The sequence below is a fragment of the Stenotrophomonas maltophilia group sp. Smal12 genome, from assembly GCF_037079935.1.
Classification (GTDB): Bacteria; Pseudomonadota; Gammaproteobacteria; order Xanthomonadales; family Xanthomonadaceae; genus Stenotrophomonas; species Stenotrophomonas sepilia.
Genome location: NZ_JBAWUK010000057.1, coordinates 1 through 26206 on the forward strand (window position 1 = coordinate 1; position 26206 = coordinate 26206).

A 26206-nucleotide genomic window follows, 5' to 3' on the forward strand; every position below is an offset into this window, starting at 1 on the left:
AACCAAGAGCGAATCAGATTGAAATTGAAGGGGCTAAGCCCGGTAAAGTACCGGGAACAGGCCCAAGCAGCCGCCTGACCCCACCGTCCAAGTCTCGGGGGTCACTTCATGGACGGGTTTACGGCGTGTCCTGCCAACCCACACCGCCCCGCCATCCCACGCAATGCCCGCTGTTGCTGTTGCTGTTGCTGTTGCCTCTGCAGGTGCAGGGCTGCAAGCCCTGCCGACCAGCCCCTTGATTTCGGGACAATCATCCCTACCCCTTGGCGAGGCCGCACGCGCTGGCGCGGCATTGCACATGGAGCCCTATCGATGACCGAGACCACCCAGACCGAAACCCTTGGCTTCCAGACCGAAGTCAAGCAGCTGCTGCAGCTGATGATCCACTCGCTGTACTCCAACAAGGAAATCTTCCTGCGCGAGCTGGTCTCCAACGCTGCCGACGCCGCCGACAAGCTGCGCTTCGAGGCCCTGACCCAGCCGGCGCTGCTGGAAGGCGACAGCGAGCTGCGCGTGCGCGTCAGCTTCGACGCCGCCGCCCACACCATCACCATCGAAGACAACGGCATTGGCATGAGCCGCGCCGAAGCCATCGCCCACCTCGGCACCATCGCCAAGTCCGGCACCGGCGACTTCCTGCGGCAGCTGTCCGGCGACCAGAAGAAGGATTCGCAGCTGATCGGCCAGTTCGGCGTCGGCTTCTACAGCGCTTTCATCGTCGCTGACGAAGTGGAAGTGACCTCGCGCCGCGCCGGCCTGGCTGCAGCCGAAGGCGTGCGTTGGAGCTCGCGTGGCGAAGGCGATTTCGAAGTGGCCACCGTCGACAAGGCCGAGCGCGGTACCCGCATCGTGCTGCACCTGAAGGACGGCGAGCACGACTTCGCCGATGGCTGGCGCCTGCGCAGCATCCTCAAGAAGTACTCGGACCATATCGGTCTGCCGATCCAGATGCCGAAGGAAGGTGGCGAAGAAGGCACCGCCGTCGAGTGGGAGACCGTCAACCGCGCCAGCGCGCTGTGGACCCGCCCGCGCACCGAGATCAGCGACGCCGAGTACACCGAGTTCTACAAGCACGTAGCGCACGACCATAGCGACCCGCTGGGGTGGAGCCACAACAAGGTCGAGGGCAAGCTGGAGTACACCTCGCTGCTGTACGTGCCCGGCCGCGCGCCGTTCGACCTGTACCACCGCGATGCGCCCAAGGGCCTGAAACTGTACGTGCAGCGCGTGTTCGTGATGGACCAGGCCGAGCAGTTCCTGCCGCTGTACCTGCGCTTCATCAAGGGCGTGGTCGATTCCAACGACCTGTCGCTGAACGTCTCGCGCGAGATCCTGCAGTCCGGCCCGGTCATCGATTCGATGAAATCGGCGCTGACCAAGCGTTCGCTGGACATGCTGGAGAAGCTGGCCACCGACAAGCCCGAGCAGTACGCCACGTTCTGGAAGGAGTTCGGCCAGGTGCTGAAGGAAGGCCCGGCCGAGGACTACAACAACCGCGAGAAGGTGGCCGGCCTGCTGCGCTTCGCCTCCACCCGCGGCGACGGCGATGCGCAGAGCGTGTCGCTGGCCGATTACATCGGCCGCATGACCGAAGGCCAGGACAAGATCTACTACCTCACCGGCGAGAGCTACAGCCAGGTACGCAACAGCCCGCACCTGGAAGTGTTCCGCAAGAAGGGCGTGGAAGTGCTGCTGCTGACCGACCGCATCGACGAGTGGCTGATGGGCTACCTGACCGATTTCGACGGTAAGGGCTTCGTCGACATCGCCCGTGGCGATCTCGACCTGGGCGCACTGGAAACCGATGCGGACAAGCAGGCACAGGAAGCGGCAGCAAAGGACAAGCAGGGCCTGGTCGAGCGGCTCAAGACGGTCCTGGGTGACGAAGTGGCCGAGGTGCGCGTGTCGCACCGCCTGACCGATTCGCCGGCGGTGCTGGCCATCGGCGAGCAGGACCTGGGCCTGCAGATGCGCCAGATCCTGGAAGCCAGCGGGCAGAAGGTGCCGGACAGCAAGCCGGTGCTGGAGATCAACCCGGGCCATCCGCTGATCGCCAAGCTCGACGCCGAAGCCGATGGCGCGCGCTTCGACGACCTCGGCCGGGTGCTGTTCGACCAGGCCGCACTGGCCGCCGGTGACAGCCTGAAGGACCCGGGTGCCTATGTGGCGCGCCTGAACAAGCTGCTGCTGGAGTTGTCGGCCTGATCGACAGATCGGGTGCCGGGCAGCGTCCCGATGGAGGCCAACCCTGGTTCACGCGCATTTGTAGGGTCGAGCCATGCTCGACTGCTCCATGAGTGCCGACCAAGGTTGGCACCTGCCAGGGGCAGCGGTTGGCACCGGCCAAAGCGGTGTTGCTCAGGTCTCCCGATCCAGCAGCGAGCCCAGCATCTGATCGTGTCGGCGGATCACCGAGGCATTGGCGGCGAAGGCCACTACCTCGGCTTTCGCCGCCAGCAGATCTCCCAGCAGTGCACCGACATCGGCGCCGGCGGCAGTCACCGAGGCCTGCACCCCGCCCTGTCCAGTGGCACCGCGCTGCAACTGCAGGCGCTGCGCATCGGGGGTCGCCAGATTGGCCACGTTGTGCGCTGCAACCTGCACGCCCTGCTGGGCCGCACGCATCCCGCCGAGGGCGATTCCCATCACGTTGTTCATGGCGGTCTCCGGGCCGCTCCGCGCAACCCTCCGGACCGGTTAACGGCCGGCCGGCCGCGACCTTGAGTCCACATCGGCCCGACAGGCCCGAGTGGTAGCATATCCCTCTGATTTCAGCGCCTTTTGCCAATGCTCAGTTTTTTCCGCCGCAAGAAGCCCCAGGATGCCCCCACCACGGAGGCGCCCAAGACCCAGCACTACTCGGCTGAAGAGCTGGCGGCGGCGTTCCCGTCGGCCGCCCCGGCCGAAGACGCACCCACCGCCGCGGTGGTCGAAGCCAAGGCACCGGAACCGGCCACCGTCGCCGTACAGGCCCCCGTCGCCGAAGTGCCTGCCGTGCCAGCTGCGCAGCCGGCCACCGCGTCCGAGGACGTCCAGGCTGAAGCGCTCGCTGCGGCCGCTGTGCTGGCTCCTCTGGCTCCGGTCATTCCGGTCGAGGAACCAACCGCCCCGGCCACCGACCTGCCGGCGCTGGTGGATGCCCCGCCGGCGCCCGCCGGCAAGCCCGGCTGGCGCGAACGCCTGCGCAACAGCGTCATCGCGCGCAGCTTCGGCGGCCTGTTCTCGCGCAACCCCAAGCTCGACGACGATCTGCTGGACGAGCTGGAAACCGCCCTGATCACCGCCGACGTCGGCGTGGGCGCCACGACCGATCTGGTCGAGGGCCTGCGCAAGCGCATGAAGTCGCGCGAGTTCGCCGACGCCAATGCGCTGCTGACCGCGCTGCGCGCCGAGCTGATCGCAATCCTGCAGCCGGTGGCCAAGCCGCTGGTGATCGACCGCAACGCCAAGCCCTTCGTGGTGCTCACCGTCGGCGTCAACGGCGTCGGCAAAACCACCACCATCGGCAAGCTGGCCAAGCGCTTCAAGGATGACGGCCACAGCCTGATGCTGGCTGCCGGCGATACCTTCCGCGCCGCCGCCGTGGCCCAGCTGCAGGCCTGGGGCGAGCGCAACGGCGTGGCCGTGGTCGCGCAGGGGCAGAACGCCGATGCCGCTTCGGTGGCATTCGACGCACTGCAGGCCGGCAAGGCCCGCGGCACCTCGGTGCTGATCGCCGATACCGCCGGCCGCCTGCACACCCAGTCAGGCCTGATGAACGAGCTGGGCAAGATCCGCCGCGTGCTCGGCAAGATCGATCCCACCGCCCCGCACGAAGTGCTGATGGTGATCGACGGCACCACCGGCCAGAACGCGCTGTCGCAGCTGCGCCAGTTCAATGCCGCAGTGAACGTGACCGGCCTGGTGGTGACCAAGCTGGACGGCACCGCCAAGGGCGGAGTGGTGTTCGCACTGGCCCGCGAGTTCGGCATTCCGATCCGCTTCGCCGGCATTGGCGAGCGCCCGGAAGACCTGCGCGTGTTCGACCCGGAAGCCTTCGTCGACGCCCTGCTGCCCGAAGCATTGGGCGCCTGATACACCGTGCAGCCACGCATGGCGTGGCTCTACTGCGATCTGGTAGAGCCACCCCATGGGTGGCTGCCTCCTTCCGGAACACTCATGCCCCGCCAGCCGCACGCCAGCGCCGACACTGCCAAGGAAGACGACTTCGTCGCCCGCCTGCTGCACTGGTTCGACGACCACGGTCGCCATGACCTGCCCTGGCAGCACCCGCGCAGCCCCTATCGGGTCTGGCTGTCGGAAATCATGCTGCAGCAGACCCAGGTGGCCACGGTCATCCCGTACTTCCAGCGGTTCCTGCAGCACTTCCCGACCCTGCCCGACCTCGCTGCCGCCAGCAATGACGCAGTGATGGCGCAGTGGGCCGGGCTCGGCTACTACGCCCGCGCACGCAACCTGCATGCCGCGGCAAAGCGCTGCGTGGAACTGCACGACGGCGACCTGCCGCGCGATTTCGATGCACTGCATGCCCTGCCCGGCATCGGCCGCAGCACCGCTGGCGCGATCCTCAGCCAAGCCTGGAACGACCCGCTCGCGATTCTCGACGGCAACGTCAAGCGCGTACTCAGCCGCTATCACGGCATCGACGGCTTCCCCGGCCTGCCGGCCATCGAGAAACAACTGTGGGCGATTGCCGACGCGCACGTCACGCAGGTGCCGGCCGGGCGCATGGCCGATTACACCCAGGCGCAGATGGACCTGGGCGCGACGGTATGCAGCCGGGCCAAGCCGGCCTGCGTGATCTGCCCGCTGCAGGACGCATGCGTGGCGCGGCGCGAAGGCCGCACCGCTGAACTGCCCACGCCCAAGCCCAGCAAGACCCTGCCCGAACGCGAAGCAGTTGCACTGCTGCTGCGCGACGCCCAGCAGCGCGTGCTGCTGCAGAAGCGGCCGGACACCGGCATCTGGGCGCAGCTGTGGACGCTGCCGCAGGCCGAGGCCGGCAGCGACCTGCAGGACTGGTTCGACGCACATGTCGACGGCTCGCTGGAAGATGCAGAGGAACTGCCGGTGCTGCAGCACACCTTCAGCCACTACAGGCTGCACCTGCAGGTACTGTCACGGAAGGTGCGCGGCCTGCGCGTGGAAGAACCCACGCTGCGCTGGGTCGCCAACGACGAGCTACCCGCATTGGGCCTGCCGGCACCGATCCGCAAACTGCTCGACGGCGCCACGATCAAGACGCCGAAACGAAATTCCAGCAAACCCCGCAACCACGAGTGAATGCCATGCCCCGAACCGTCTTCTGCCAGTACGAACAACGCGATGCCGAGGGCCTGGACTTCGTGCCCTACCCCGGCGAGCTGGGCCAGCGCATCTTCAACAACATCGGCAAGCAGGCCTGGGCCGCGTGGCTGGCCCACCAGACCATGCTGATCAACGAGAACCGGCTGTCGCCGCGCACGCCGGAACATCGTGCGTTCCTTGAAGGCGAACTGGTCAAGTTCCTGTTCGAGAAGGACGCGGAAAAGCCGGCCGGCTTCACCCCGGAAGCCTGACAGGCAGGTCGTGCAGGCCGCTGGCCGGCAATCTGGCATCTGCGCGATGCCGGCCAGCGGCCGGGACTACCGCGCTATTTCGCGTTTTCCTCGCGCTCCTGCACCTGCGCCTGGCGCAGCTCCTGCTCGGACGCGCGCAGCGCCTTCACATCCAGCTTGCGGATGCTGTTGATGAAGCACGGCAGGCGCGGGCCGCCGGTGGGGTCGCGCACCAGCACTTTGTCAAAGCGCGACGACACACGGCCCATGCTGCTGGTCAGGCCGATGGCGGTCGCATATGGCAGGTCCTGGCAGGGGCCATTCAACTCCAGCAGATAGGCTTCGCTGGGACGGGTCCACACCGCCAGCGCACTGTCGCCCAGCTCGGTCCAGCCATTGAGGCTGCCAAAGAACTGCATGTCATTCTGCGGCGCGCCGGCGTGGGCACGGTACAGATCCAGTTTCTCGGTACTGCTAAGCCGGCCGGTGGTCGCACAGGCGGCCAGTGCCAGGCAGAGTCCGGCCATCAGGATCGGGGTCTTCATGGCGATCTCCTCGGGGAACTGTCGCCATCATGCGCCTGGGCTGGCAACGCCGGCGCGACGGCTCGCGCCCCATTCAGCCGCCGGTCGGCGGCTACTGGCCGGACCACGGTAGACGCCAACCTGGTTGGCGCTTGCCCTGCAGGAGCAGCCGACCAAGGCCGGCCTCTACCAAAGCGGTCCCAGCGCTCAGACGTCGGCGTGGGCCAGTGCGTGCAGGCGCCCTTCGCGTAGCTCCAGCACCCGGTCCAGGCGCCGTGCCAGGCTGCGGTCGTGGGTCACCAGCACCAGGCTGGTATGACGCGCGCGGTTGAGTTCCAGCATCAGCTCGAACACGGTGCCGGCAGTGCGGTCATCCAGGTTACCGGTCGGCTCGTCGCCGAGCACGCAGGCCGGATGATTGACCAGCGCGCGCGCCACTGCGGCACGTTGGCGTTCGCCGCCGGACAGCTCGCCCGGCTTGTGGTCCAGGCGATGGCCGAGGCCGACCGCTTCCAGCAGCGTGGTGGCCCGGCTGCTCGCCTCGGCCACGGCGGTGCCGGCCAGCAGCACCGGCATCATCACGTTTTCCAGCGCGGTGAACTCCGGCAGCAGGTGATGGAACTGGTAGACGAAGCCCAGCGCCTGGTTGCGCAGCAGGCCGCGCGCGGTATCCGACAGCGCCGACATGCGCTGGCCGGTCACATACACTTCGCCGGCAGTCGGAATGTCCAGGCCGCCCAGCAGGTGCAGCAGCGTGCTCTTGCCGGCACCGGAGGCACCGATGATCGCCACCGTCTCGCCAGCAGTCACGGTCAGGTCCAGCCCATCGAACACCGGGGTCTGCATGCGCCCTTCGGCATAGGTCTTGCCCAGCGCTTCGGCGCGGATCACTTCATCGCCGCGGTTGACGACCTTATTCATAACGCAGGGCCTCCGCCGGCTGGGTGCGTGCTGCCCGCCAGGCGGGATACAGGGTGGCCAGGAAGCTCATCAGCAGCGCGACCACGGTGATCGCCACCACGTCGCCGGTCTGCATGTCGGTCGGCAGGCCGGTGATGTAATAGACATCCTCCGGCAGCAGCTTGACGTTGAACACGCTCTCGATGGCGCCGAGGATGCGTTCCAGGTTGAGGGTCAGGGTGATGCCGCCGATCAGGCCGGCCAGCGTGCCGAAGATGCCGATCAACGAGCCCTGCACCATGAACACCTGCATCACCCCGCCCGGGGTCAGGCCCAGGGTGCGCAGGATGGCAATGTCGGCCTGCTTGTCGGTCACCAGCATCACCTGCGAGGACACCAGGTTGAAGGCCCCCATGGCGATGATCAGCGACAGCAGGATGCCCATCACCACCTTCTCCATGCGCAGCGAGTGGTAGAGGTTGGCGTTCTGCTGCGTCCAGTCACTCACGCGGTAGGCACCGCCGAGGCTCTGCGCCAGGTCCACGCCCACTTCCAGCGAACGGTCCATGTCGTGCAGCTTCAGCCGCACGCCGGTGGCGCCGTCACTGCGCAGAACACGCTCCAGGTCCTGCATGTTGGCGAAGCCGACGCCGCGATCGACCTCGTTGTACCCGGCCTCGAAGATGCCGCTGACGGTGAAGCGCTTCATCCGTGGCACCGCACCGGCCGGCGTGCCCTGCACTTCGGCAAAGGTCACCAGCACCTGGTCGCCAACGTCCACGCCCAGCCAGATCGCCAGCTCCTTGCCCAGCAGCAGGTTGAAGCTGCCCGGCTTGAGGCTGTCATAGCTGCCCTTGGTGACCTTCCTGTCGATCACCGAGACGTTCGGCTCCAGCGCCGGATCGATGCCCTGGATGATCGCGCCCTGCACGCGCGGGCCGCTGATCATCGATTGGATCTCGATGTACGGCGCGGCACCCGCCACGCGCGGATCCTTGCGGGCGACATCAACCACCCGCATCCAGTCCGGCATCGGCTCGCCATCGCGGCTGATGGTGGTATGGGCGGTCATCTGCAGCAGGCGGCTGCGGATTTCCTTCTGGAAACCGCTCATCACCGCCAGGGTGGTGATCAGCACCGTAACGCCGAGCGCGATGCCCAGGATCGATGCCATCGAGATGAAGGAGATGAAGCCGTTGCGGCGCTTGGCGCGCAGGTAGCGCAGGCCGATGGCCACGGGAATGGGTTTGAACATGCAGGCACGCCGGTCAATTCAGCTTATGGTGCCATTGACCGGGGCCGACGGGAAACGCTGCGTGTGGCCACGGCCAGTCGCAGTTCACGTCGCTGCCCTGAATCGAGCACATCCGGCCAGAACAGCAGGCGCCGGCGGCGCCGATCCTCCCGCCACAGCAACAACAACCATGGGCCACGCACCACCAGCCGTGGCGTATCGACATCCCGTCCGGCCACCTGCAATGCCTCGGGAAGCGGAGGCAGAAGCACCTGCACGCGCGGCCTGCGCTGGCGCCAGGCCAGTTCGGCCAAGCCGACGCCCCAGGCCAGCAGCAGCGCGGGCATCAGCAACCGCGCAGGCAGATCCGAGGCGCGCAACAACCAGGGCGCGGCCAGCAGCACCGCCAACTGGGCGGCAGCCTGCAGCCGCGAGGGGCGCCACTCAAGGCTTGAGGGCGAGGATCTTCTGCATGAGGGGGATCGCGTGCGCATGCGGGCAGGCCTCATAGCCCATGAACCAGCGCCACAACTTATCGTCCTCGCAGTCGAGCAGGAACAGGAAAACCTCGCGCTCTCCGGTCGGTGCAGTGCTCCACTCACGGTCCAGGTAGCGGCCGAACAGCTGGTCCAGTTCGCGCATGCCGCGGCGGCAGCGCCAGCGCAGCTTCTTCAGCAGGACATCGTCTTCCATCGTGCTTCTCCAGATACAGCAAAGCCACGCATGGCGTGGCTCTACTGGGTGGTGCAGCCTCACGTGACGTGGCTCCACCGGGTACTGCCAGGCCTGTATCAGGCGCGGCGCTCCATCATCAGCTTCTTGATCTCGGCGATCGCCAGCGCCGGGTTCAGGCCCTTCGGGCAGGTCCGGGCGCAGTTCATGATGGTGTGGCAGCGGTACAGCTTGAACGGATCTTCCAGATCGTCCAGGCGCGCGCCGGTGTCCTCATCGCGCGAGTCGATGATCCAGCGATAGGCCTGCAGCAGGATCGCCGGGCCCAGGTAACGCTCGCCGTTCCACCAGTAGCTCGGGCAGCTGGTCGAGCAGCAGGCGCACAGGATGCACTCGTACAGGCCGTCGAGCTTCTTGCGGTCTTCCGGCGACTGCAGGCGCTCGCGGTCCGGCGGTGCCGGGGTCTGGGTGCGGATCCACGGCTTGATCGAGGCGTACTGCGCGTAGAAGTGGGTCAGGTCCGGAACCAGATCCTTGACCACGTTCATGTGCGGCAGCGGGTAGATCGGCACTTCCTTCTTGCCGCAGTCCGAGATGGCTCGGGTGCAGGCCAGGGTGTTGGTGCCGTCGATGTTCATCGCGCACGAACCACAGATACCTTCGCGGCAGGAACGGCGGAAGGTCAGGGTCGGGTCGATCTCGTTCTTGATCTTGATCAGGGCGTCCAGGACCATCGGGCCACAGGCGTCCAGATCGACTTCATAGGTATCGGTGCGCGGGTTGCTGTCGTCGTCCGGACTCCAGCGGTAGATCTTGAAGGTGCGCACGTTCTTGCCGCCGTTCTTGACGGGGAAGTGCTTGCCCTTCGTGATCTTGGAATTCTTGGGGAGTGAAAACTCGGCCATGGCTGCTCTCGTTGGCTCAGGCGGCCCGCGCCCGTGGGCGCGGATTGCATGGTAGGCGGGGTCGGATCAGTACACGCGCGGCTTCGGCGGCACCACGGACACGTCGTCGGTCAACGTGTACATGTGCACCGGACGGTAGTCGAAGCTGCACTTGCCCTTCTCGTCGACGCTGACCAGGGTGTGCTTCTGCCAGTTGACGTCGTCGCGGTCCGGATAGTCCTCGTGCGCATGCGCACCACGGCTTTCCTTGCGCTGTTCGGCCGAGTTGATCGTCGCCACCGCGTTGAGCAGCAGGTTGTTCAGCTCGTAGGTCTCGATCAGGTCCGAGTTCCAGACCAGCGAACGGTCGGAGACCTTCACGTCCTGGAACGAGTCGAAGATCTTGTCCATCTTCTCGCAGCCTTCCTTCAGCGTCTGGCTGGTGCGGAAGACGGCCGCGTCGGCCTGCATGGTGCGCTGCATGCGATCGCGGATGACCGAGGTCGGGGTATCGCCGTTGGCGTGGCGCAGCTTGTCCAGCAGGCCCAGCGCCTTGTCGCAGGCATCGGCCGGCAGCGGCTTGTGCGCGGCACCCGGCTTGATGGTCTCGGCGCAGCGGTTGGCCACCGCACGGCCGAACACCACCAGGTCGAGCAGCGAGTTCGAGCCCAGGCGGTTGGCGCCGTGCACGGACACGCAGGCCGCTTCGCCGATGGCGTACAGGCCCGGCACCACGGCGTTGTCGTTGTCGCCGACCTTCTGCACCACTTCACCGTGGTAGTTGGTCGGGATGCCGCCCATGTTGTAGTGCACGGTCGGAATGACCGGGATCGGCTGCTTGTGCACGTCGACGCCGGCGAAGATGCGGGCGCTCTCGGCGATGCCCGGCAGCTTCTCGTCGATCACGCCCGGGCCGAGGTGGGTCAGGTCGAGCAGGATGTGGTCCTTGTGCTCGCCGACGCCGCGGCCTTCGCGGATCTCGATGGTCATCGAACGGCTGACCACGTCGCGCGAGGCCAGGTCCTTGTAGTGCGGTGCATAGCGCTCCATGAAGCGCTCGCCGCTGCTGTTGCGCAGGATGCCGCCTTCACCGCGGACACCCTCGGTGATCAGGCAGCCGGCGCCGTAGATGCCGGTCGGGTGGAACTGCACGAACTCCATGTCCTGCATGGCGATGCCGGCACGCATGGCCAGGCCACCACCGTCGCCGGTGCAGGTGTGCGCCGAGGTGGCGCTGAAGTAGGCACGGCCGTAGCCGCCGGTGGCCAGCACCACGCCCTGGGCGCGGAACAGGTGCAGCGTGCCATCGGACATGTCCAGGGCCAGCACGCCGCGGCAGGCGCCTTCGTCGTCGAAGATCAGGTCGAGCGCGAAGTACTCGATCATGAAGCGCGCATCGTGCTTCAGCGACTGCTGGTACAGGGTATGCAGCATCGCGTGGCCGGTACGGTCGGCCGCCGCGCAGGTACGCTGCGCCGCCGGGCCTTCGCCGTACTTGGTGGTCATGCCACCGAACGGACGCTGGTAGATCTTGCCTTCGGCGGTGCGCGAGAACGGCACGCCGTAGTGTTCCAGTTCGATGATGGCCGGGATGGCCTCACGGCACATGTACTCGATGGCGTCCTGGTCGCCCAGCCAGTCCGACCCCTTGATGGTGTCGAAGAAGTGGTAGCGCCAGTCGTCCTCGCCCATGTTGCCGAGTGCGGCCGAAATACCGCCCTGGGCGGCAACGGTGTGCGAACGGGTCGGGAAGACCTTGGTCAGGCACACGGTCTGCAGGCCCTTGGCGGCCAGGCCGAACGTGGCGCGCAGGCCGGCACCGCCGGCGCCGACCACGACCATGTCGTACTTGTGTTCGGTGATCTTGTAAGCGGACATCTAATCTGGATTCCTGTGTAGGTGCCTGGGCTCAGGCAACGCCGAGGGCGATGCGGCCCACCGCAAACACACTGACGATCATGCCGAGCACGGCGACGAACTTCACCGCGGTCTGCAGCACCAGGGCCAGCAGCGATTCGTGGATGTAGTCTTCCAGCACGACCTGCATGCCGAGCTGCGCGTGCCAGAACATGGCGATCAGCAGGCCGATCAACGGCACTGCATTCCACGGCTTGGCCACGGCGGCGGCGGCGGTCGCGTAATCCGAGCCCAGCAGGCCCAGCACGAAGACCAGGAACCAGATGCCCAGCACCACCAGCGCGGCGGCGGTCAGGCGCTGGTGCACGAAGTGCTCGGTGCCGGTCTTGGCCGAGCCCAGGCCGCGCACGTTCTTCAGCGGGGTACGGAACTTGCTCACGCGGCACCTCCGAACATCACATAGGCCCACACCAGCAGGGTGATCACCAGGCTGCCGATGACCGACAGCCAGCTGCTGCGGATGAAGGCAGGGATGCTGAAGCCGATGGCGAAGTCCTGCACCACATGGCGGATGCCATTGCACAGGTGATAGGCGAACGACCATGTCCACGCGAACAGGAACACGCGGCCATACCAGGCCCCGGCATGGCCGGTGAAGCAGTTCCAGGACTCGGGCCCCATCATCAGGGCCAGCAGGCCGGCAGCGATGATGAGGGCACCAACAGACAGAAAGATGCCGGTGGCTCGATGCAGGATCGAGGTGGCCATCTGAATCTGCCAGCGATACACCTGAAGGTGCGGGGAAAGTGGGCGTTGTCTGGTCGCCATTCGCTGGGCTCGTTGTCTCGGCTGGGCGGCACGCGGCCGCGTTGGCTCAATGCTGATCAGAAATCGATGCAGCGTCCGTTTTTCTCCCAATCGCCATACCGCACCGGATCAAGTCCGCCGCGGCCGCCGAATTCCTCTGCTTTTTCCTGTTCCACGGGCACGGCTGCCGCGGGGACCAGCGGGGCTTCAGATTCGTCGTCGGGAGTGGGGGTTGTTTGGCCTATCATGTTCGGTCTCGCAACGCACAAATTTTAGACCTCGTTCACGTGCCTGACAACCTGCCCCCTGCTTTCGTCGGATATCCGCGCCTGCCCGGCCACCAGCTGCTGAGCCTGCAGGGCCCGGATGCGGCCGCCTTCGCCCACGCCCAGTTCAGCAGCGATGTCACCGCCCTGCCCCTGCTGCACTGGCAGTGGAGCGCCTGGCTGAGTGCCAAGGGCCGCACCCTGGCAGTGTTCCAGCTGCTCCGGCTGGCCGACGATCACGTGATGCTGGTGCTGGCCGACGGCGATGCCGATGCGATTGCGTCGCAACTGCAGCGCTTCGTGTTCCGTCGCAAGGTGAAGGTACAGGTGCGCAGCGATCTGGCCGTGGCCGGTGCGTTCACTGCACCCGAGGCTGCCAGCGGCGCCGCGATCGCGCACGCTGCAGGTGACGGCTGGGAGCTGGACCTGGGCAGCGACGCCCTGCCGCGCACCCTGCGCATCGGGGCGACGGATGCCGTTGCATCCGGCAGCGAAACCGATGAGGCCGCCTTCGCCCTCGCCTGGCGCCAGGCCGACCTGCGCTACGGATTGCCGCGCTTGGACGAAAGCCAGCGCGAAGTGTGGACCCCGCAGCAGCTGGGCCTGGACCGCCTGAATGGCTACAGCGTAAAGAAAGGCTGCTACCCAGGCCAGGAAATCGTCGCCCGCACCCACTTCCTCGGCAAGGCCAAGCGCGCGGTGCAGCTGCTGCATACCGCGGCACCGGCACAGGCCGGCGATGGCGTGCTGCAGGACGGCGCGACGCTGGGCACGGTCGCCAGCGTGGCCGGCAACCTGGCGCTGGCGGTGCTGCCGCTGGATGCTGGCGACGCCGAGCTGCAGGTGGGTGATGCCATTGCGCAGCGCGTGCCGCTGCTGGATGGCCTGGCCCGCTGAATCTGACGCGCCCTCATCCACGCACGGCGTGGATCTACTGACCGACCCGGTGGGTGCGGACCGTTGGTCCGCACTGCAACGAAGTAGCCGAGCATGGGCTCGGCTCTACAGAATCAGAGCCGCTCGCCGGTTTCCGAGTTGAAGAAATGCAGGCCCTGCGGGTGAATCGCCACGCGGATCTGCTCACCCACTGCTGGCAGCGACTGTGGTGCCACGCGCATGGTCAGCGCGTGCTGGCCACTGCTCATGTTGACGAAGATCTCGTTGCCGACCGGTTCGATGCCTTCGATGCGCGCGGTGAATGCATGCGCATCATCGGCAGCCGCCGGCTGCAGGTGCTCCGGGCGCACGCCCACCGCGATCGGCTTCTGCAGCCACGCCGGATCGATCGTCGCCTGGCCCAGCGGTGCACGCCATTCGCCGTCGACCACGCTCACGCCGCCGGCATCGCCCTGCAGCGTGCCACGCAGCACGTTCATCGCCGGGCTGCCGAGGAAACCGGCCACGAACAGGTTGGCCGGGCGATCGTACAGCGCCATCGGCGTATCGATCTGCTGGATGATGCCGTCCTTCAGCACCACGATGCGCTGGCCCAGGGTCATCGCTTCGACCTGGTCGTGCGTCACGTAGATCATGGTGGTGCCCAGCTTGCGGTGCAGCTGCGCGATCTCGGTACGCACGCTGTGGCGCAGCTTGGCGTCGAGGTTGGACAGCGGCTCGTCGAGCAGGAACACCGCCGGCTCGCGCACCAGCGCCCGGCCCAGTGCCACGCGCTGGCGCTGGCCACCGGACATCGCCTTGGGCAGCTTGTCCATCATCTCGGTCAGGCCCAGCGTCTGCGCCGCCTCGGCAATGCGCTTGTCGATGGTCGCCTTGTCATGCCCGCGCAGCTTCAGGCCGAAGGCCAGGTTCTCGGCCACGGTCATGTGCGGGTACAACGCGTAGCTCTGGAACACCATGGCGATGTCGCGATCCTTCGGCGCCACGTCGTTGACCACGCGATCACCGATGGTCAGCGTGCCGCCGCTGATTTCTTCAAGGCCCGCCACCATCCGCAACAGGGTCGACTTGCCACAGCCGGACGGACCGACCAGCACCATCAGCTCGCCATCGGCGACCTCGAAGCTGGCGTCCTTCACCGCGACCTGGCCGTTGTCATAGACCTTGCGCACACCCTGCAACTGCACTTTTGCCATATCACCTATCCGGTCCGCCCGAAGCCGGGCTGTCTTTTGGGACTGCCTCGGCCCTCCCGATGGCAGTGATGATTGCGCGCTTGCCGCATGACGGCGAGCACTGCAATCGAATACAGTTGCCCATTCTGCCATGTAAACGTTTTCACGTGGCACTATCCGATGATCGGTGCGCACCGATCTGCGTCGGCGGTTGAACGAAGGTTCCGCCGAGGTAGTGGTTTCGAATGGAACGGTCTTCCGCAACACCGGAGATCGCCCCTGACGAACCTCGGACAGGCAGTTGCGCGGATGTCCCCCGAACCCAGCCATGAAGCGATTGACAACGATGTCACCCGGATCTGAAACTCGAGCGATGCACGACACCCTCTTCCTGTTCGGTGCCACAGGTGATCTGGCCCAGCGCTACCTGTTCTCTTCGCTGCTTCGCCTGCTTGGCGACGGCCTGCTGCCGGAGGACTTCCGCATCCGCGCACTGGCCCTGTCCGGGCATGACACCGAAGCCTTCCATGACATCCTGCGGCCGCGCCTGCAGCAGGCCATGCCGATGGCCACGCAGGACGACATCGCTGCCCTGCTGCGCCGTATCGACTACCGTTCGGTGGACCTGCGCGACGTCGACTCGGTTGCCGCTGCGGTCTCCGACCTGGTGCACCGCAAGTGCGTCAGCTACCTCGCCATTCCGCCGGGCCTGTACATTTCCACCTGCGAAGGCCTGGCCAAGGGCGGCGCCCTCGCCGCGCCGGCACGCCTGATGCTGGAGAAGCCGATCGGCAGCGACAGCGAGAGCGCCGAGGAAATCATCAGCACCATCGGCCAGTGGATCGACGAGGACCGCGTGTTCCGCCTCGACCACTACCTGGGCAAGGCAGCAGTGCAGAACCTGATCGCGCTGCGCTTCGGCAATACGCTGCTGGAAGCGGTGTGGAACCGCAACTACATCGAATCGGTGCACATCCTGGTGGCCGAGAGCGAAGGCGTGGACGGCCGTGACGCCTACTACGCCCGCTCCGGCGCGCTGCGCGACATGGTGCAGAGCCACATCCTGCAGCTGCTGTGCATGGTGGCGATGGAGCCGCCGGCGTCGCTGGAAGCCGACCGCATCCGCGACGAGAAGGTCAAGGTGCTGCGCGCCCTTCGCCCGCTCGACGCGAAGCACGCCGCGCGTGACAGCATCCGCGGCCGCTACACCGCCGGCACCATCAACGGCCAGCCGGCGCAGGCTTACCAGCCGCCGGAAGGCAGCGACGTGGAAACCTTCGCCGGTGTCACCGCGCATATCGACAACTGGCGCTGGAGCGGCGTGCCGTTCCATCTGGTCACCGGCAAGCGCCTGCCCGAGCGCACCACCCGCGTGGTGGTCACGCTGAAGCCGGTCACCCATTGGCTGTTCGAGCGCCCGCAGCGCGCGCAGGCCGCACCGAACCGCCTGGTGTTCCAGCTGCAGCCGCAGGAAAACATCGAACTGGGCCTGATGAGCAGCCTGGCCGGCCCGGAATGGGGCGCGCTGGAACTGCATCCGCTGGAACTGGAACTGTCAGTGCCAACCGGCCTGCATCGCCGCATCGCTTACGAGCGCCTGTTCCTGGATGCCTTCAATGGCAATCACACGCTGTTCGTGCGCGACGACGAGGTGCGTGCAGCGTGGGCCTGGATCGACAGCGTCGCCGACGCGTGGAAGGACGCCAAGCTGCCGCTGGAGCCCTACCCCGCCGGCCAATGGGGCCCGAGCAATGCCGGCGAGTTCCTGCCGCAGGACGTGGACGCACCGGACAGCGGAGCGTCGGCATGAGCGCCAGTTCGCAGCCGGTGCTGGTGGCCGACATCGGTGGCACCAATGCCCGCTTCGCCCTGGCTGACACCTCGCAGGACGCACCTCTGCAGAAGGACAGCATCCGCGAGTACGCAGTGGCGGAGTTCCCTTCGCTGGGTGATGCCGCGCGCCACCATCTGGAACAGATCGGTGCCACCACAAGCCGCGGCGTGTTCGCAGTGGCCGGTCGCGTTGATGGTGATGAAGCACGCATCACCAACCATCCGTGGGTGATCTCGCGCAGCCGCACCGCAGCGATGCTCGGTTTCGACGAACTGCACCTGATCAACGACTTTGCCGCACAGGCGATGGCAATCTCACTGCTGCAGCCCGAGGACGTGGTCCAGGTCGGCGGTGCCGCCTGGGTACCGGGCAAGCCGGGCCAGCCGCGCAACTACGCAGTGATCGGGCCGGGTACCGGCCTCGGCGTGGGCGGCCTGATCATGCGCCACGGCCGCTGCTACCCGCTGGAAACCGAAGGCGGCCATGTCAGTTTCCCGCCGGGAACCCCGGAAGAGATCCGCATCCTCGAGATCCTGTCCGAACAGTTCGGCCGCGTCTCCAACGAGCGCCTGATCTGTGGCCCCGGCCTGGTCAACATCCACCGCGCCGTGTGCGAGATGGCCGGTATCGACCCGGGCCAGCTGCAGCCGGTGGACGTGACCGCCCGCGCCCTGCACGGTGATCCGCAGGCAATGCGCACCGTGGACGTGTTCTGCGCCGTGTTCGGCGCCATCGCCGGTGACCTGGTGCTCACCCAGGGCGCCTGGGATGGCGTGTTCCTGACCGGCGGCCTGACCCCGAAGATGCTCGATTCGCTGCAGCACTCCGGTTTCCGCCAGCGCTTCGAACACAAGGGCCGCTTCTCCTCGATCATGGCGCGCGTGCCCTCATTGGCAGTGATGCATCCCCACGCCGGATTGCTGGGCGCCGCCGCCTATGCCACCGACGCCGAACGTGACGCACCAGGAGTTGCCGCATGAACCCCAGCTTCCACGACGATCGCATCGAGTTCATCCAGCACGGCGACGCCGACGGCTGGATCGAAGCGGTGGCCGCTGAGATGGCACGCACCCTCAACCACGACATCAATGAAGTGGGCCGCGCCCGCATCCTGTTGTCCGGCGGCACCACGCCGGCCCCGGTCTACCAGGCACTGGCCGAGCTGGACGTGCACTGGGACCGGGTTGAAGTGAGCCTGGCCGACGAGCGCTGGCTGTCGCCGCAGGATCGCGACAGCAACGCCTGGCTGGTGCGCGAGCACCTGCTCAAGCGTACCGAGGGCGCCCACTTCGATCCGCTGGTACGGATCGGCAAGCCACTGCCCGAATGCGTGTACACCGCCAACCTGCAGGCGCAGCACAGCCAGCCGCCGAGCCTGGTAGCGCTGGGCATGGGCAACGACGGGCACACCGCCTCGCTGTTCCCGGGCTCGAAAGACCTCGCACGCGCACTGGAAAGCACCCTGCCCTACGCCGCGCTGGATGCCACTGGCTGCCCAGGCGCGAACCAGTGGCCGCTGCGCATCACGCTGACCCCGCACGGCCTGCGCCAGTGCCGCCAGCGCCTGTTGCTGCTGCGCGGCAAGCAGAAGCTGCAGGTACTGCGCCAGGCGCTGGACAGCAACGATGCCCAGCAGTATCCGATCCTCAATGCGATCAACCTGGAAGGCGCGCGCCTGCGCGTCCACTGGGCTGATTGATGTCGGCGGCGGCGCCGTGCCGCCGCTTGCCTCTCGCCACCACGAACGCCGGTAGCCAATGAGCCTCCATCCTCAACTGCAAGCCATCACTGAGCGCGTCATCCGCCGCAGCGCCGCCTCGCGCGCCGCCTATCTGGCCGCGATCGATGCCTCCCTGCGTGAGGGCCCGTTCCGCAGCCGCCTGAGTTGCGGCAACCTCGCCCACGGGTTCGCCGCCTGCGGCGGCACCGACAAGAGCCGCCTGCGCGGCGGCGTGACGCCGAACCTGGGCATCATCACCGCCTACAACGACATGCTGTCGGCCCACCAGCCGTTCGAGACCTATCCCGAACAGATCCGCGACATCGCCCGCGAGCTGGGCGCCACTGCACAGGTCGCCGGCGGCGTCCCTGCAATGTGCGACGGTGTCACCCAGGGCCGTGGTGGCATGGAGCTGTCGCTGTTCTCGCGCGATGTCATTGCCCAGGCCACGGCCATCGGCCTCAGCCATGACATGTTCGATACCACCGTCTACCTCGGCGTGTGCGACAAGATCGTGCCGGGCCTGCTGATCGGTGCGCTGGCCTTCGGCCATCTGCCGGCGGTGTTCGTACCGGCCGGCCCGATGACCCCGGGCATCCCGAACAAGCAGAAGGCCGAAGTGCGCGAGCGCTACGCCGCCGGTGAGGCCACCCGCGAAGAGCTGCTGGAAGCCGAGTCCGCGTCGTACCACGGTGCGGGCACCTGCACCTTCTACGGCACGGCCAACTCCAACCAGGTGCTGCTGGAAGCCATGGGCGTGCAGTTGCCGGGCGCCTCGTTCGTCAATCCGGGCACGCCGCTGCGCGACGCCCTGACCCGCGAGGCAACCGAACGCGCGCTGGACATCACCGCACTGGGCGACGACTTCCGCCCGCTGGGCCGGATCATCGACGAGCGCGCGATCATCAACGCGGTCATCGCGCTGATGGCCACTGGCGGTTCGACCAACCACACCATCCACTGGATCGCGGTGGCGCGTGCGGCCGGCATCGTGCTGACCTGGGACGACTTCGACGAACTGTCGCAGCTGATTCCGCTGCTGGCCCGTGTCTATCCGAACGGCGAGGCAGACGTGAACCGTTTCGCGGCCGCTGGCGGCCCGGCCTTCGTGTTCGGCGAGCTGATCAAGGCGGGCCTGATGCACGGCGACCTGGTCAGCGTCGCGCGTGGCGGCATGGCCGACTATGCGCGCGAGCCGCAACTGCGTGACGGCCGGCTGGTCTACCTGCCGGGCCTGGAACACAGTGCCGATGACGAAGTGGTGCGTGGGGTCGACAATCCGTTCGAGCACCAGGGTGGCCTGCGCCTGCTGCGCGGCAACCTCGGCAAGTCGCTGATCAAGCTGTCAGCGGTGAAACCGCAGTACCGGACGATCGAAGCACCGGCGGTGGTGGTCGATGCACCGCAGGTATTGAACAAGCTGCACGCCGGTGGCCTGCTGCCGCAGGACTTCGTGGCGGTGGTGCGTTACCAGGGCCCGCGTGCCAACGGCATGCCCGAACTGCATTCGCTGGCACCGCTGCTGGGCCTGCTGCAGAACCAGGGCCGGCGCGTGGCGCTGGTCACCGACGGCCGCCTGTCCGGTGCGTCGGGCAAGATCCCAGCGGCCATCCATGTGACGCCGGAAGCGGCGCGCGGTGGCCCGCTGGCCAAGGTCCGCGAGGGCGACATGATCCGCCTCGACGGCGAGGCCGGCACGCTGGAAGTGCTGGTGGACGCGGCGGAATGGGCAGCACGTCCGCTGGCGCCGAACACCGCGCCGGCCGCGCATGACCTGGGCCGCAATCTGTTTGCGATCAACCGTCGCGTGGTGGGTCCGGCGGACCAGGGGGCGATTTCGATTTCGTGCGGGCCGGCGGCGGCCGATGGCGGGCCGTGGGACTACGACGCGGAGTATGAGCTGGGGCACGATGCGGCAGCGGCGGCGGCGCCGCATGAGGCGAAAGACGCCTGACGCGAAAAGCCGCGGCAGGCTCCCGGCTTGGGCAGTAGGGCGCCCTGGCCGGGACACGCCGTAAACCCATCCATGGGGGCTCGATCGCGGCATCCATGCCGCTCACGGTCCCGGCCAGGGCGCCCTACTGCCCTTGGACAATTCCCGGCGCGTCATTTGCGCTGCGGCCACTGAATCAAGAAGAGCAAAGGCAAGGGCAAAAGCATGGGTATCGAACAACATCAGGTGAAGGCGGCGGAGCTGTTGCATGCGGCGGGCATCCTGCCGGTGGTGACGATTCATACGCTGGACCAGGCGCGGGCGGTCAGTGCGGCGCTGCTGGAAGGTGGTCTGCCGGCGATCGAGCTGACGCTGCGCACGCCGGTGGCGATGGAAGCGCTGGCGATGCTCAAGCGCGAGCTGCCCGATGTGGTGGTGGGTGCCGGTACGGTGCTGACCGTGGAGCAGATGCAGCAGTCGATCGATGCGGGTGCGGACTTCCTGGTGACGCCGGGGACGCCGCCGGCGCTGGCTGATGCACTTGCCGCTGCGCCGCTGCCGGTGGTGCCAGGTGCGGCGACGCCGACCGAGCTGCTGTCGCTCTACGCCCGCGGCTTCCGCGTGTGCAAGCTGTTCCCGGCCACGGCCGTGGGCGGGCTGGCGATGATCAAGGGACTGGCCGGCCCGGTGGCGGACCTGAAGCTGTGCCCGACCGGCGGCATCACCGAGAACACCGCCGCCGAGTACCTTGAACAGAAGAACGTGGTCTGCATCGGCGGTTCGTGGATGGTGCCGGGCAACTGGATCGCCGACGGCGAATGGGACAAGGTGCGCGCCAGCGCCGCCGACGCGGCGAAGATCATCAAGCGCGTGCGCGGCCACTGAGCCCGAAGCAGGTGTAGAGCCGAGCCCATGCTCGGCTCCACATTGCCTCGATCGGCAGTGACGGCCCACGGAATCTGTCCGTGGCCCTGCGGAAGGCTCAGCCGGTGGCCGAAACCCTTACAACGGCCGCGCCGGATCCACCAGCCCGTACTGGCTGGCCATGCGCGCCAGCGCGATGTTGTCGTGGATCCCCATCTTCTCGAACAACCGCGCCTTGTGCGTGTTCACCGTCTTCGCACTCAGGCTCAGGCGCCGCGCGATGTCTTCCTGGCGCAGGCCCTGGGTCAGCAGCAAGGCTACTTCCAGTTCGCGCGGCGACAGGCTGTCGAACGGCGATCCATTGCCCTCCACCGTCGACAGGGCCAGGTTCTGCGCGATGCTGGTGCCCAGGTAGCGACGGCCCATGGCCACATCGCGCACCGCGCGCAGCAGCTCCTGTGCATCGCAGCCCTTGCCGATGTAGCCCGCGGCCCCCGCCTCCAGCAAGCGCTTCGGCAGCGGCCCGTCTTCCAGCACCGATACGATCACCACGCGGGTGTTGCGGTGGCTGCGGACGATGCGCTCGGTCACTTCCATGCCACTCACACCGGGCAGGTGCAGGTCGCAGAGCACCACGTCCGGCAGCAGCTGGCGGACGTCGCGCAGTGCGTCTTCACCGGTCTCGGCTTCGCCCACCACCTCGATGTCGGTCTCCCCCGACAGGATCATCTTCATCCCGGTGCGGACCAGCGCATGGTCATCCACCAGGTAGACTCGAATCGTCATTCACGTACCTCTTCGAATGCGGCCATTGCAGGTCAAGCTAGGCAGGACGCCGATACCCCTGCAAGCGCGTCCGGGACGCGATCCGGGCGTTCTGCCTTGCGCATCACAGTAACGCGCGTTGTGCTTGCCCCCTGTCTTGCAGAACCTGCTGCAACGAAACAACTGATCTATTACGTAGACGCCCCGGAAGGGTCATCCACGTCACCCCCCTGTGATGATGCTTCGCTGGCCGTCGCTGGCGGCGAATCCCGACGTCGCCAAGGATGCCGGCGACTGAACATGACCAGATAGCACCCTACCACCCAAACCAGCGCGGCACACCATCCGGCCAGGATGTCCGAGGGATAATGCACGCCCAGATAGACCCGTGAGACGCTCACCAGCAGGCTGAACGGGGGCGCCAGCAGCAGTACCGGCCAGCGCCAGCGTGTATTCCAGGCCAGCAGCACCAGGGTCACGGCAAGGGTCATCGAGCCCATGGCGTGCCCGCTGGGGAAGCTGAACGTCGATTCCGGCGCAATCGACTCCCACAGGCTGGGGCGCTGGCGCTGGAAGAAGTGCTTGCTGCCCATGTTCAGCAACGCCGATCCCACGAAACTGACCGCGACGAAGGTCGCCTCGCGCCAGCGCCGGTAGCCCAGCAGCGCACCGATGATCAGCACGTCAGCAGGGATCAGGAACCACTCGTAGCCCAGTTTCGAGATGAGCACGAAGAAGCGGTCCAGCCACGGCGAATGCAGGCCATGCATCTGCCACAGCAGCGGCGCATCGAAATGGAACGATTCAAATTCGTGCACTTCGTCAGCCAGGGCGACGAAGCCCGCCAACGGCAGCAGTACGCCACCGAACAGCAGGACCAGGCGCCAGGCGTTGCGCGCCATCCAGTGGCGGAAACCGGAGGCCGACTCCGGAGCGGCGAGGATCGCAGGCTTATCCGGCGCTTCGGACATATTTGTGTTCGACGTAATCGTCGATCAGGGCGACGAACTCCTGGGCGATGTTGTCGCCACGCAGGGTCACCTTCTTCTCGCCATCGACGAATACCGGTGCTGCCGACGTCTCGCCCGTGCCCGGCAGGGAGATGCCGATGTTGGCATGGCGCGACTCACCCGGCCCATTGACGATGCAGCCCATCACCGCCAGGGTCATGTTCTCCGCCCCCGGGTGGTGGATCTTCCACAGCGGCATCTTCTCGCGCACATGGTTCTGCACCACTTTGGCCAGTTCCTGGAAGAACTCGGAGGTGGTGCGGCCGCAGCCCGGGCAGGCCGTGACCAGCGGCGTGAAGGCGCGCTGGCCGGTGGTCTGCAGCAGTTCCTGGGCGACGATCACTTCCTGCGTGCGCGACTGGCCCGGTTCCGGGGTCAGCGAGATGCGGATGGTGTCACCGATGCCTTCCTGCAGCAGCACGCTCAGCGCTGCCGACGAGGCGACGATGCCCTTGCTGCCGATACCGGCTTCGGTCAAGCCCAGGTGCAGGGCGAAGTCCGAGCGCTGGGCCAGGTCGCGGTACACCGCGATCAGTTCCTGCACGCCACTGACCTTGGCCGACAGCACGATCCGATCGCGCGGCAGGCCCAGTTCCACGGCCTGCTCGGCCGAATCCAGCGCCGAACGGATCAGCGCCTCACGCAGCACGCGGCCGGCGTCCCAGGGCTGCTCGCGCAGGCTGTTCTCGTCCATCAGCCTGGCCGCCAGGGCCTGGTCCAGCGAGCCCCAGTTGGCACCGATGCGCACCGGCTTGTTGTAGCGGATCGCGAACTCGATCAACTGGGCGAACTGCAGGTCCTTCTTCTTGCCGAAGCCGACATTGCCCGGGTTGATGCGGTACTTGGCCAACGCTTCCGCACATGCCGGCTCGGCGGTGAGCAGCTGGTGGCCGTTGTAGTGGAAGTCACCGATCAGCGGTACATCGATACCCATCATCGCCAGCTTGTCGACGATGCGCGGAATGGCCGCAGCGGCTTCCACGGTGTTGACGGTCAACCGCACCATCTCCGAACCTGCACGCCACAACTCGGCCACCTGCTTCACGCTGGAGGCCACATCGGAGGTATCGGTGTTGGTCATCGACTGCACCACCACCGGCTTGCCTCCGCCTACGGTGACCCCGCCGATCTGGACGGCATGGGTCTGGCGACGGGGCCAGGCGGTGGCATCGGAGGGGGGAGTCGGGCGGGTGACGGCGTCGTGCATGGGCGCATTCTACCGCCCACTCCCGCATTCGGGGTGACTCGCATTCAGCCTGCGGCACGGCTGCGGCCGATTGTCGCAGGCATGTACACGCATGAACGCATACGATGGGCGTGAATGACCGGTCCCGACGCCCCGTTTCTCCGTACCCTGTGCAGCCTGCGCTGGCTTGCCGTAGGCGGCCAGGCCGCCACCATCCTGGTCGCGACCTGGGTGCTGGGCCTGCCGTTGCCGCAGCTGCCGTTGTGGGCCGGCGTGGCGGTGCTGGCCCTGTTCAACGTCTACACCCAGCTGCGCCCGGAAGCGGCCGACACTGCGCCGCTGACCGCATTCGGCCATATCCTGGTGGACGTGATCATCCTGACCTGGATGGTGGGCTGGAGCGGCGGCATGGCCAACCCGTTCAGTTCACTGTTCCTGATCCTGATCGCGCTGGCCGCCTTCGCCCTGCCCCTGCGCTGGGCACTGGCGGTCGCGCTGGCCTGCCTGCTCGGCTACGCCGCCAGCGGCATCTTCGGGCAGGCGCTGCCGGACGGCTACTTCCGCGCACAGGACCTCAATCGCTGGGGCGTGGTCGCCAACTTCCTGATTTCCGCCACAGTGGTGCTGGCCTTCTCCACCCGCCTGGCACTGGCCCTGCGGGAGCGCGAACTGGAACTGTCGGCGCTGCGTGAGCGCTTCGCCCGCAACGAGGGCATCGTCGCGCTGGCCACCCATGCCGCCTCGGTGGCACATGAACTGAACACGCCGCTGGCGACCATGACCCTGCTCGCCGACGATGTCGCCGAGCGCAGCGAAGAGCCGGAAGTGCGCGAAGACATGGAGACCCTGCGCGAGCTGCTGGTGCAGTGCCGTGAGCGCGTGCTGGCACTGGCCGCCCCGGCCTCGGCCGACGCGCCGGGCCGCAGCCATTCCAGCGCCCAGCAGGTGCTGGAGCAATGGCGCCTGGTGCGACCGACCATCGACCTGCATCGCAACGACGATGCGCCGCTGCGGCTGCCGCTCGACCCGGGCGTAGGCCACCTGCTGATGGTCCTGCTCAACAATGCCGCCGATGCCGGCGAGAAGGCCGGCCGGCCGCGCGTGGACCTGGACCTGCGCATCGAGGGCGACGACCTGATCGGCGAAGTACGCGACTACGGCCATGGTTTCGACGCCCGTGCCGCCGTGCTGCCGGGCAAGCTGTTCGGCAGCAGCAAGAGCGAGGGCATGGGCGTCGGCCTGGCCCTGTCCCATGCCACCATCGAACGCCTCGACGGCGAGATGTGGATGCGCCCGGCCCAGGGGGCCGGCAGCCGCGTCGGCTTCCGCCTGCCGCTGGCCCCACGCGAGGAAACCCCATGAGCGCCTCAACCCTTGGTCTGCTGGTCGACGACGACGAGCTGTACCTGCGTACCCTGCAGCGCAGCCTGGCCCGCAAGGGCCTGGAAACACAGACCGCACAGGATGCCGCCAGTGCCCTGGCACTGGCCCGCCAGCATCCGCCGGCGTTCGCGCTGATCGACCTGAAGCTGGGCAGCGATTCCGGCCTGGCGCTGATCCAGCCGCTGCGCGCACTGCGCGCGGACATGCGCATCCTGCTGGTGACCGGCTATGCCAGCATCGCCACCGCAGTGGAGGCGATCAAGCTGGGCGCGGATGATTACCTGCCGAAGCCGGCCACGGTGCCGATGATCCTGCGCGCGCTTGGCGAGGAGGACGACGGCCCGGCCGACGACGGCGAAATGGAAGTGCCGGACGCGATGACGCCGATCAGCCGCCTGCAGTGGGAACATATCCAGCAGGCGATGCACGAGACCGGCGGCAACGTGTCAGCGGCCGCACGCCTGCTCGGCATGCACCGGCGCTCGCTGCAGCGCAAGCTGGCCAAGCGGCCCAGCCCGGAACGCGATCCGAGCCGGTGAGACGCCACGTCGTGCACCGGTAGTGGGGGGGGGGGGGGGGGGGGCCCCCCCCCGCCCCCCCCCCCGCCCCGCCCGCCCCCCCCCGCCCCCCCCCCCCCCCCCCCCCCCCCCCCCCCCCCCCCCCCCCCCCGCCCCCGCCGCGCCCCCCCCCCCCCCCCCCCCCCCCCCCCCCCCCCCCCCCCCCCCCCGCCCCCCCCCCCCCCCCCCCCCCCCCCCCCC

The 26206-nt window shown here is 67.3% G+C and carries 28 protein-coding genes; 13 read left to right on the forward strand and 15 right to left on the reverse strand.

The genetic code is table 11. From position 1 onward, the window contains the following. Together WDC87_RS18820 and htpG are read left to right on the forward strand one after the other, a co-directional pair. Window positions 1-78: IS3 family transposase (locus WDC87_RS18820; RefSeq protein ID WP_336331321.1), on the forward strand; the 78-nt coding region annotated here is incomplete at its 5' end. Window positions 79-312: 234 nt separating this feature from the next. Next, window positions 313-2205 (forward strand): molecular chaperone HtpG, encoded by a 1893-nt coding sequence (htpG, locus tag WDC87_RS18825; protein WP_072168326.1) that lies wholly within the window; start codon window positions 313-315, stop codon window positions 2203-2205. 153 nt (window positions 2206-2358) lie between these two features. On the opposite strand, the gene WDC87_RS18830 is transcribed toward htpG, so the two are convergent. Continuing rightward, window positions 2359-2658 carry a hypothetical protein gene (locus WDC87_RS18830; protein WP_252744394.1) on the reverse strand — a complete coding sequence of 100 codons (300 nt, stop codon included), beginning with the start codon at window positions 2656-2658 and terminating at the stop codon, window positions 2359-2361. Window positions 2659-2787: 129 nt separating this feature from the next. On the opposite strand from WDC87_RS18830, the gene ftsY reads away from it, so the two are divergent. The 3 genes from ftsY (at window position 2788) to WDC87_RS18845 (ending at window position 5558) form a co-directional block, all read left to right on the forward strand. After that, entirely contained in the window at window positions 2788-4074 is a 1287-nt protein-coding gene (gene ftsY / locus WDC87_RS18835; RefSeq protein ID WP_188241251.1) for a signal recognition particle-docking protein FtsY, read from the forward strand. Between the two features lie 84 nt (window positions 4075-4158). Continuing rightward, window positions 4159-5283: an A/G-specific adenine glycosylase gene (mutY, locus tag WDC87_RS18840; RefSeq protein ID WP_088496297.1), complete on the forward strand. Its 1125-nt coding sequence runs from the start codon at window positions 4159-4161 to the stop codon at window positions 5281-5283. Between the two features lie 5 nt (window positions 5284-5288). Continuing rightward, on the forward strand, window positions 5289-5558 hold the full coding sequence (locus WDC87_RS18845) for an oxidative damage protection protein (protein WP_014036808.1): 270 nt from the start codon (window positions 5289-5291) through the stop codon (window positions 5556-5558). A gap of 74 nt (window positions 5559-5632) precedes the next feature. Here the strand turns inward: WDC87_RS18845 and WDC87_RS18850 are convergent, their stop codons facing one another. The 10 genes from WDC87_RS18850 to WDC87_RS18895 form a co-directional block, all read right to left on the reverse strand. Then, window positions 5633-6082: a DUF6491 family protein gene (locus WDC87_RS18850; protein WP_065195830.1), complete on the reverse strand. Its 450-nt coding sequence runs from the start codon at window positions 6080-6082 to the stop codon at window positions 5633-5635. 186 nt (window positions 6083-6268) lie between these two features. After that, window positions 6269-6982 (reverse strand): lipoprotein-releasing ABC transporter ATP-binding protein LolD, encoded by a 714-nt coding sequence (lolD, locus tag WDC87_RS18855; protein WP_032954095.1) that lies wholly within the window; start codon window positions 6980-6982, stop codon window positions 6269-6271. After that, complete coding sequence (locus WDC87_RS18860; RefSeq protein ID WP_005416136.1) at window positions 6975-8216, reverse strand: lipoprotein-releasing ABC transporter permease subunit; 1242 nt, start codon at window positions 8214-8216, stop codon at window positions 6975-6977. The genes lolD and WDC87_RS18860 overlap by 8 nt, the downstream gene beginning before the upstream one ends. A 23-nt stretch (window positions 8217-8239) precedes the next feature. Beyond that, window positions 8240-8689, reverse strand: coding sequence for a hypothetical protein (locus WDC87_RS18865; RefSeq protein ID WP_072168330.1), 450 nt, complete (start codon window positions 8687-8689; stop codon window positions 8240-8242). After that, window positions 8640-8888 (reverse strand): succinate dehydrogenase assembly factor 2, encoded by a 249-nt coding sequence (locus tag WDC87_RS18870; protein WP_049413478.1) that lies wholly within the window; start codon window positions 8886-8888, stop codon window positions 8640-8642. Before WDC87_RS18870 ends, WDC87_RS18865 begins: the two co-directional genes overlap by 50 nt. Before the next feature lie 98 nt (window positions 8889-8986). Then, window positions 8987-9772 (reverse strand): succinate dehydrogenase iron-sulfur subunit, encoded by a 786-nt coding sequence (locus tag WDC87_RS18875; RefSeq protein WP_005409079.1) that lies wholly within the window; start codon window positions 9770-9772, stop codon window positions 8987-8989. A 66-nt stretch (window positions 9773-9838) separates the two neighbouring features. Continuing rightward, window positions 9839-11629, reverse strand: coding sequence for a succinate dehydrogenase flavoprotein subunit (gene sdhA / locus WDC87_RS18880; protein ID WP_014036803.1), 1791 nt, complete (start codon window positions 11627-11629; stop codon window positions 9839-9841). Window positions 11630-11660: 31 nt separating this feature from the next. After that, complete coding sequence (sdhD, locus tag WDC87_RS18885) at window positions 11661-12047, reverse strand: succinate dehydrogenase, hydrophobic membrane anchor protein (protein WP_005409077.1); 387 nt, start codon at window positions 12045-12047, stop codon at window positions 11661-11663. Continuing rightward, on the reverse strand, window positions 12044-12436 hold the full coding sequence (gene sdhC, locus WDC87_RS18890) for a succinate dehydrogenase, cytochrome b556 subunit (RefSeq protein ID WP_005416132.1): 393 nt from the start codon (window positions 12434-12436) through the stop codon (window positions 12044-12046). The genes sdhD and sdhC overlap by 4 nt, the downstream gene beginning before the upstream one ends. Before the next feature lie 56 nt (window positions 12437-12492). Next, the gene (locus tag WDC87_RS18895) at window positions 12493-12663 is read right to left on the reverse strand and encodes a DUF1674 domain-containing protein (protein WP_252744393.1); all 171 of its coding nucleotides are present in this window, start codon (window positions 12661-12663) and stop codon (window positions 12493-12495) included. A 39-nt stretch (window positions 12664-12702) separates the two neighbouring features. Between WDC87_RS18895 and WDC87_RS18900 the strand changes: the two genes are divergently transcribed. Then, a complete protein-coding gene (locus tag WDC87_RS18900; protein WP_252744392.1) occupies window positions 12703-13578 on the forward strand; it encodes a folate-binding protein in 876 nt (291 codons plus the stop codon). Window positions 13579-13691: 113 nt separating this feature from the next. Here the strand turns inward: WDC87_RS18900 and ugpC are convergent, their stop codons facing one another. Further along, the gene (ugpC, locus tag WDC87_RS18905) at window positions 13692-14774 is read right to left on the reverse strand and encodes a sn-glycerol-3-phosphate ABC transporter ATP-binding protein UgpC (protein WP_252744391.1); all 1083 of its coding nucleotides are present in this window, start codon (window positions 14772-14774) and stop codon (window positions 13692-13694) included. Window positions 14775-15126: 352 nt separating this feature from the next. On the opposite strand from ugpC, the gene zwf reads away from it, so the two are divergent. From zwf to eda, 5 genes are all read left to right on the forward strand, one after another. Continuing rightward, window positions 15127-16563, forward strand: coding sequence for a glucose-6-phosphate dehydrogenase (gene zwf, locus WDC87_RS18910; protein WP_336331320.1), 1437 nt, complete (start codon window positions 15127-15129; stop codon window positions 16561-16563). Further along, window positions 16560-17567 carry a glucokinase gene (gene glk / locus WDC87_RS18915; RefSeq protein WP_072168335.1) on the forward strand — a complete coding sequence of 336 codons (1008 nt, stop codon included), beginning with the start codon at window positions 16560-16562 and terminating at the stop codon, window positions 17565-17567. The genes zwf and glk overlap by 4 nt, the downstream gene beginning before the upstream one ends. Continuing rightward, a complete protein-coding gene (gene pgl / locus WDC87_RS18920) occupies window positions 17564-18286 on the forward strand; it encodes a 6-phosphogluconolactonase (RefSeq protein WP_049413491.1) in 723 nt (240 codons plus the stop codon). Before glk ends, pgl begins: the two co-directional genes overlap by 4 nt. 58 nt (window positions 18287-18344) lie before the next feature. Then, on the forward strand, window positions 18345-20261 hold the full coding sequence (gene edd / locus WDC87_RS18925; protein WP_061480284.1) for a phosphogluconate dehydratase: 1917 nt from the start codon (window positions 18345-18347) through the stop codon (window positions 20259-20261). Between the two features lie 204 nt (window positions 20262-20465). After that, a complete protein-coding gene (gene eda / locus WDC87_RS18930; RefSeq protein ID WP_049429315.1) occupies window positions 20466-21125 on the forward strand; it encodes a bifunctional 4-hydroxy-2-oxoglutarate aldolase/2-dehydro-3-deoxy-phosphogluconate aldolase in 660 nt (219 codons plus the stop codon). Between the two features lie 117 nt (window positions 21126-21242). Here the strand turns inward: eda and WDC87_RS18935 are convergent, their stop codons facing one another. The 3 genes from WDC87_RS18935 to ispG form a co-directional block, all read right to left on the reverse strand. After that, on the reverse strand, window positions 21243-21890 hold the full coding sequence (locus tag WDC87_RS18935) for a response regulator (protein WP_005416124.1): 648 nt from the start codon (window positions 21888-21890) through the stop codon (window positions 21243-21245). Window positions 21891-22060: 170 nt separating this feature from the next. After that, window positions 22061-22840 carry a phosphatase PAP2 family protein gene (locus WDC87_RS18940; protein ID WP_088496460.1) on the reverse strand — a complete coding sequence of 260 codons (780 nt, stop codon included), beginning with the start codon at window positions 22838-22840 and terminating at the stop codon, window positions 22061-22063. Then, complete coding sequence (gene ispG / locus WDC87_RS18945; protein ID WP_301655215.1) at window positions 22821-24086, reverse strand: flavodoxin-dependent (E)-4-hydroxy-3-methylbut-2-enyl-diphosphate synthase; 1266 nt, start codon at window positions 24084-24086, stop codon at window positions 22821-22823. Before ispG ends, WDC87_RS18940 begins: the two co-directional genes overlap by 20 nt. Before the next feature lie 114 nt (window positions 24087-24200). On the opposite strand from ispG, the gene WDC87_RS18950 reads away from it, so the two are divergent. Both WDC87_RS18950 and WDC87_RS18955 read left to right on the forward strand, forming a co-directional pair. Beyond that, window positions 24201-25427: an ATP-binding protein gene (locus WDC87_RS18950; protein WP_049414674.1), complete on the forward strand. Its 1227-nt coding sequence runs from the start codon at window positions 24201-24203 to the stop codon at window positions 25425-25427. Then, on the forward strand, window positions 25424-25987 hold the full coding sequence (locus WDC87_RS18955; protein ID WP_005409063.1) for a response regulator transcription factor: 564 nt from the start codon (window positions 25424-25426) through the stop codon (window positions 25985-25987). The genes WDC87_RS18950 and WDC87_RS18955 overlap by 4 nt, the downstream gene beginning before the upstream one ends. Window positions 25988-26206 lie beyond the last annotated feature (219 nt).

Excerpts from the sequence above, each read along its gene's own strand:
- htpG (WP_072168326.1), top strand. The coding sequence starts at position 313 with ATGACCGAGACCACCCAGACCGAAACCCTTGGCTTCCAGACCGAAGTC.
- WDC87_RS18830 (WP_252744394.1), bottom strand. The coding sequence starts at position 2,658 with ATGAACAACGTGATGGGAATCGCCCTCGGCGGGATGCGTGCGGCCCAG.
- ftsY (WP_188241251.1), top strand. The coding sequence starts at position 2,788 with ATGCTCAGTTTTTTCCGCCGCAAGAAGCCCCAGGATGCCCCCACCACG.
- mutY (WP_088496297.1), top strand. The coding sequence starts at position 4,159 with ATGCCCCGCCAGCCGCACGCCAGCGCCGACACTGCCAAGGAAGACGAC.
- WDC87_RS18845 (WP_014036808.1), top strand. The coding sequence starts at position 5,289 with ATGCCCCGAACCGTCTTCTGCCAGTACGAACAACGCGATGCCGAGGGC.
- WDC87_RS18850 (WP_065195830.1), bottom strand. The coding sequence starts at position 6,082 with ATGAAGACCCCGATCCTGATGGCCGGACTCTGCCTGGCACTGGCCGCC.
- lolD (WP_032954095.1), bottom strand. The coding sequence starts at position 6,982 with ATGAATAAGGTCGTCAACCGCGGCGATGAAGTGATCCGCGCCGAAGCG.
- WDC87_RS18860 (WP_005416136.1), bottom strand. The coding sequence starts at position 8,216 with ATGTTCAAACCCATTCCCGTGGCCATCGGCCTGCGCTACCTGCGCGCC.
- WDC87_RS18865 (WP_072168330.1), bottom strand. The coding sequence starts at position 8,689 with ATGCGCACGCGATCCCCCTCATGCAGAAGATCCTCGCCCTCAAGCCTT.
- WDC87_RS18870 (WP_049413478.1), bottom strand. The coding sequence starts at position 8,888 with ATGGAAGACGATGTCCTGCTGAAGAAGCTGCGCTGGCGCTGCCGCCGC.
- WDC87_RS18875 (WP_005409079.1), bottom strand. The coding sequence starts at position 9,772 with ATGGCCGAGTTTTCACTCCCCAAGAATTCCAAGATCACGAAGGGCAAG.
- sdhA (WP_014036803.1), bottom strand. The coding sequence starts at position 11,629 with ATGTCCGCTTACAAGATCACCGAACACAAGTACGACATGGTCGTGGTC.
- sdhC (WP_005416132.1), bottom strand. The coding sequence starts at position 12,436 with ATGGCGACCAGACAACGCCCACTTTCCCCGCACCTTCAGGTGTATCGC.
- WDC87_RS18895 (WP_252744393.1), bottom strand. The coding sequence starts at position 12,663 with ATGATAGGCCAAACAACCCCCACTCCCGACGACGAATCTGAAGCCCCG.
- ugpC (WP_252744391.1), bottom strand. The coding sequence starts at position 14,774 with ATGGCAAAAGTGCAGTTGCAGGGTGTGCGCAAGGTCTATGACAACGGC.
- zwf (WP_336331320.1), top strand. The coding sequence starts at position 15,127 with ATGCACGACACCCTCTTCCTGTTCGGTGCCACAGGTGATCTGGCCCAG.
- glk (WP_072168335.1), top strand. The coding sequence starts at position 16,560 with ATGAGCGCCAGTTCGCAGCCGGTGCTGGTGGCCGACATCGGTGGCACC.
- pgl (WP_049413491.1), top strand. The coding sequence starts at position 17,564 with ATGAACCCCAGCTTCCACGACGATCGCATCGAGTTCATCCAGCACGGC.
- edd (WP_061480284.1), top strand. The coding sequence starts at position 18,345 with ATGAGCCTCCATCCTCAACTGCAAGCCATCACTGAGCGCGTCATCCGC.
- eda (WP_049429315.1), top strand. The coding sequence starts at position 20,466 with ATGGGTATCGAACAACATCAGGTGAAGGCGGCGGAGCTGTTGCATGCG.
- WDC87_RS18935 (WP_005416124.1), bottom strand. The coding sequence starts at position 21,890 with ATGACGATTCGAGTCTACCTGGTGGATGACCATGCGCTGGTCCGCACC.
- WDC87_RS18940 (WP_088496460.1), bottom strand. The coding sequence starts at position 22,840 with ATGTCCGAAGCGCCGGATAAGCCTGCGATCCTCGCCGCTCCGGAGTCG.
- ispG (WP_301655215.1), bottom strand. The coding sequence starts at position 24,086 with ATGCACGACGCCGTCACCCGCCCGACTCCCCCCTCCGATGCCACCGCC.
- WDC87_RS18950 (WP_049414674.1), top strand. The coding sequence starts at position 24,201 with ATGACCGGTCCCGACGCCCCGTTTCTCCGTACCCTGTGCAGCCTGCGC.
- WDC87_RS18955 (WP_005409063.1), top strand. The coding sequence starts at position 25,424 with ATGAGCGCCTCAACCCTTGGTCTGCTGGTCGACGACGACGAGCTGTAC.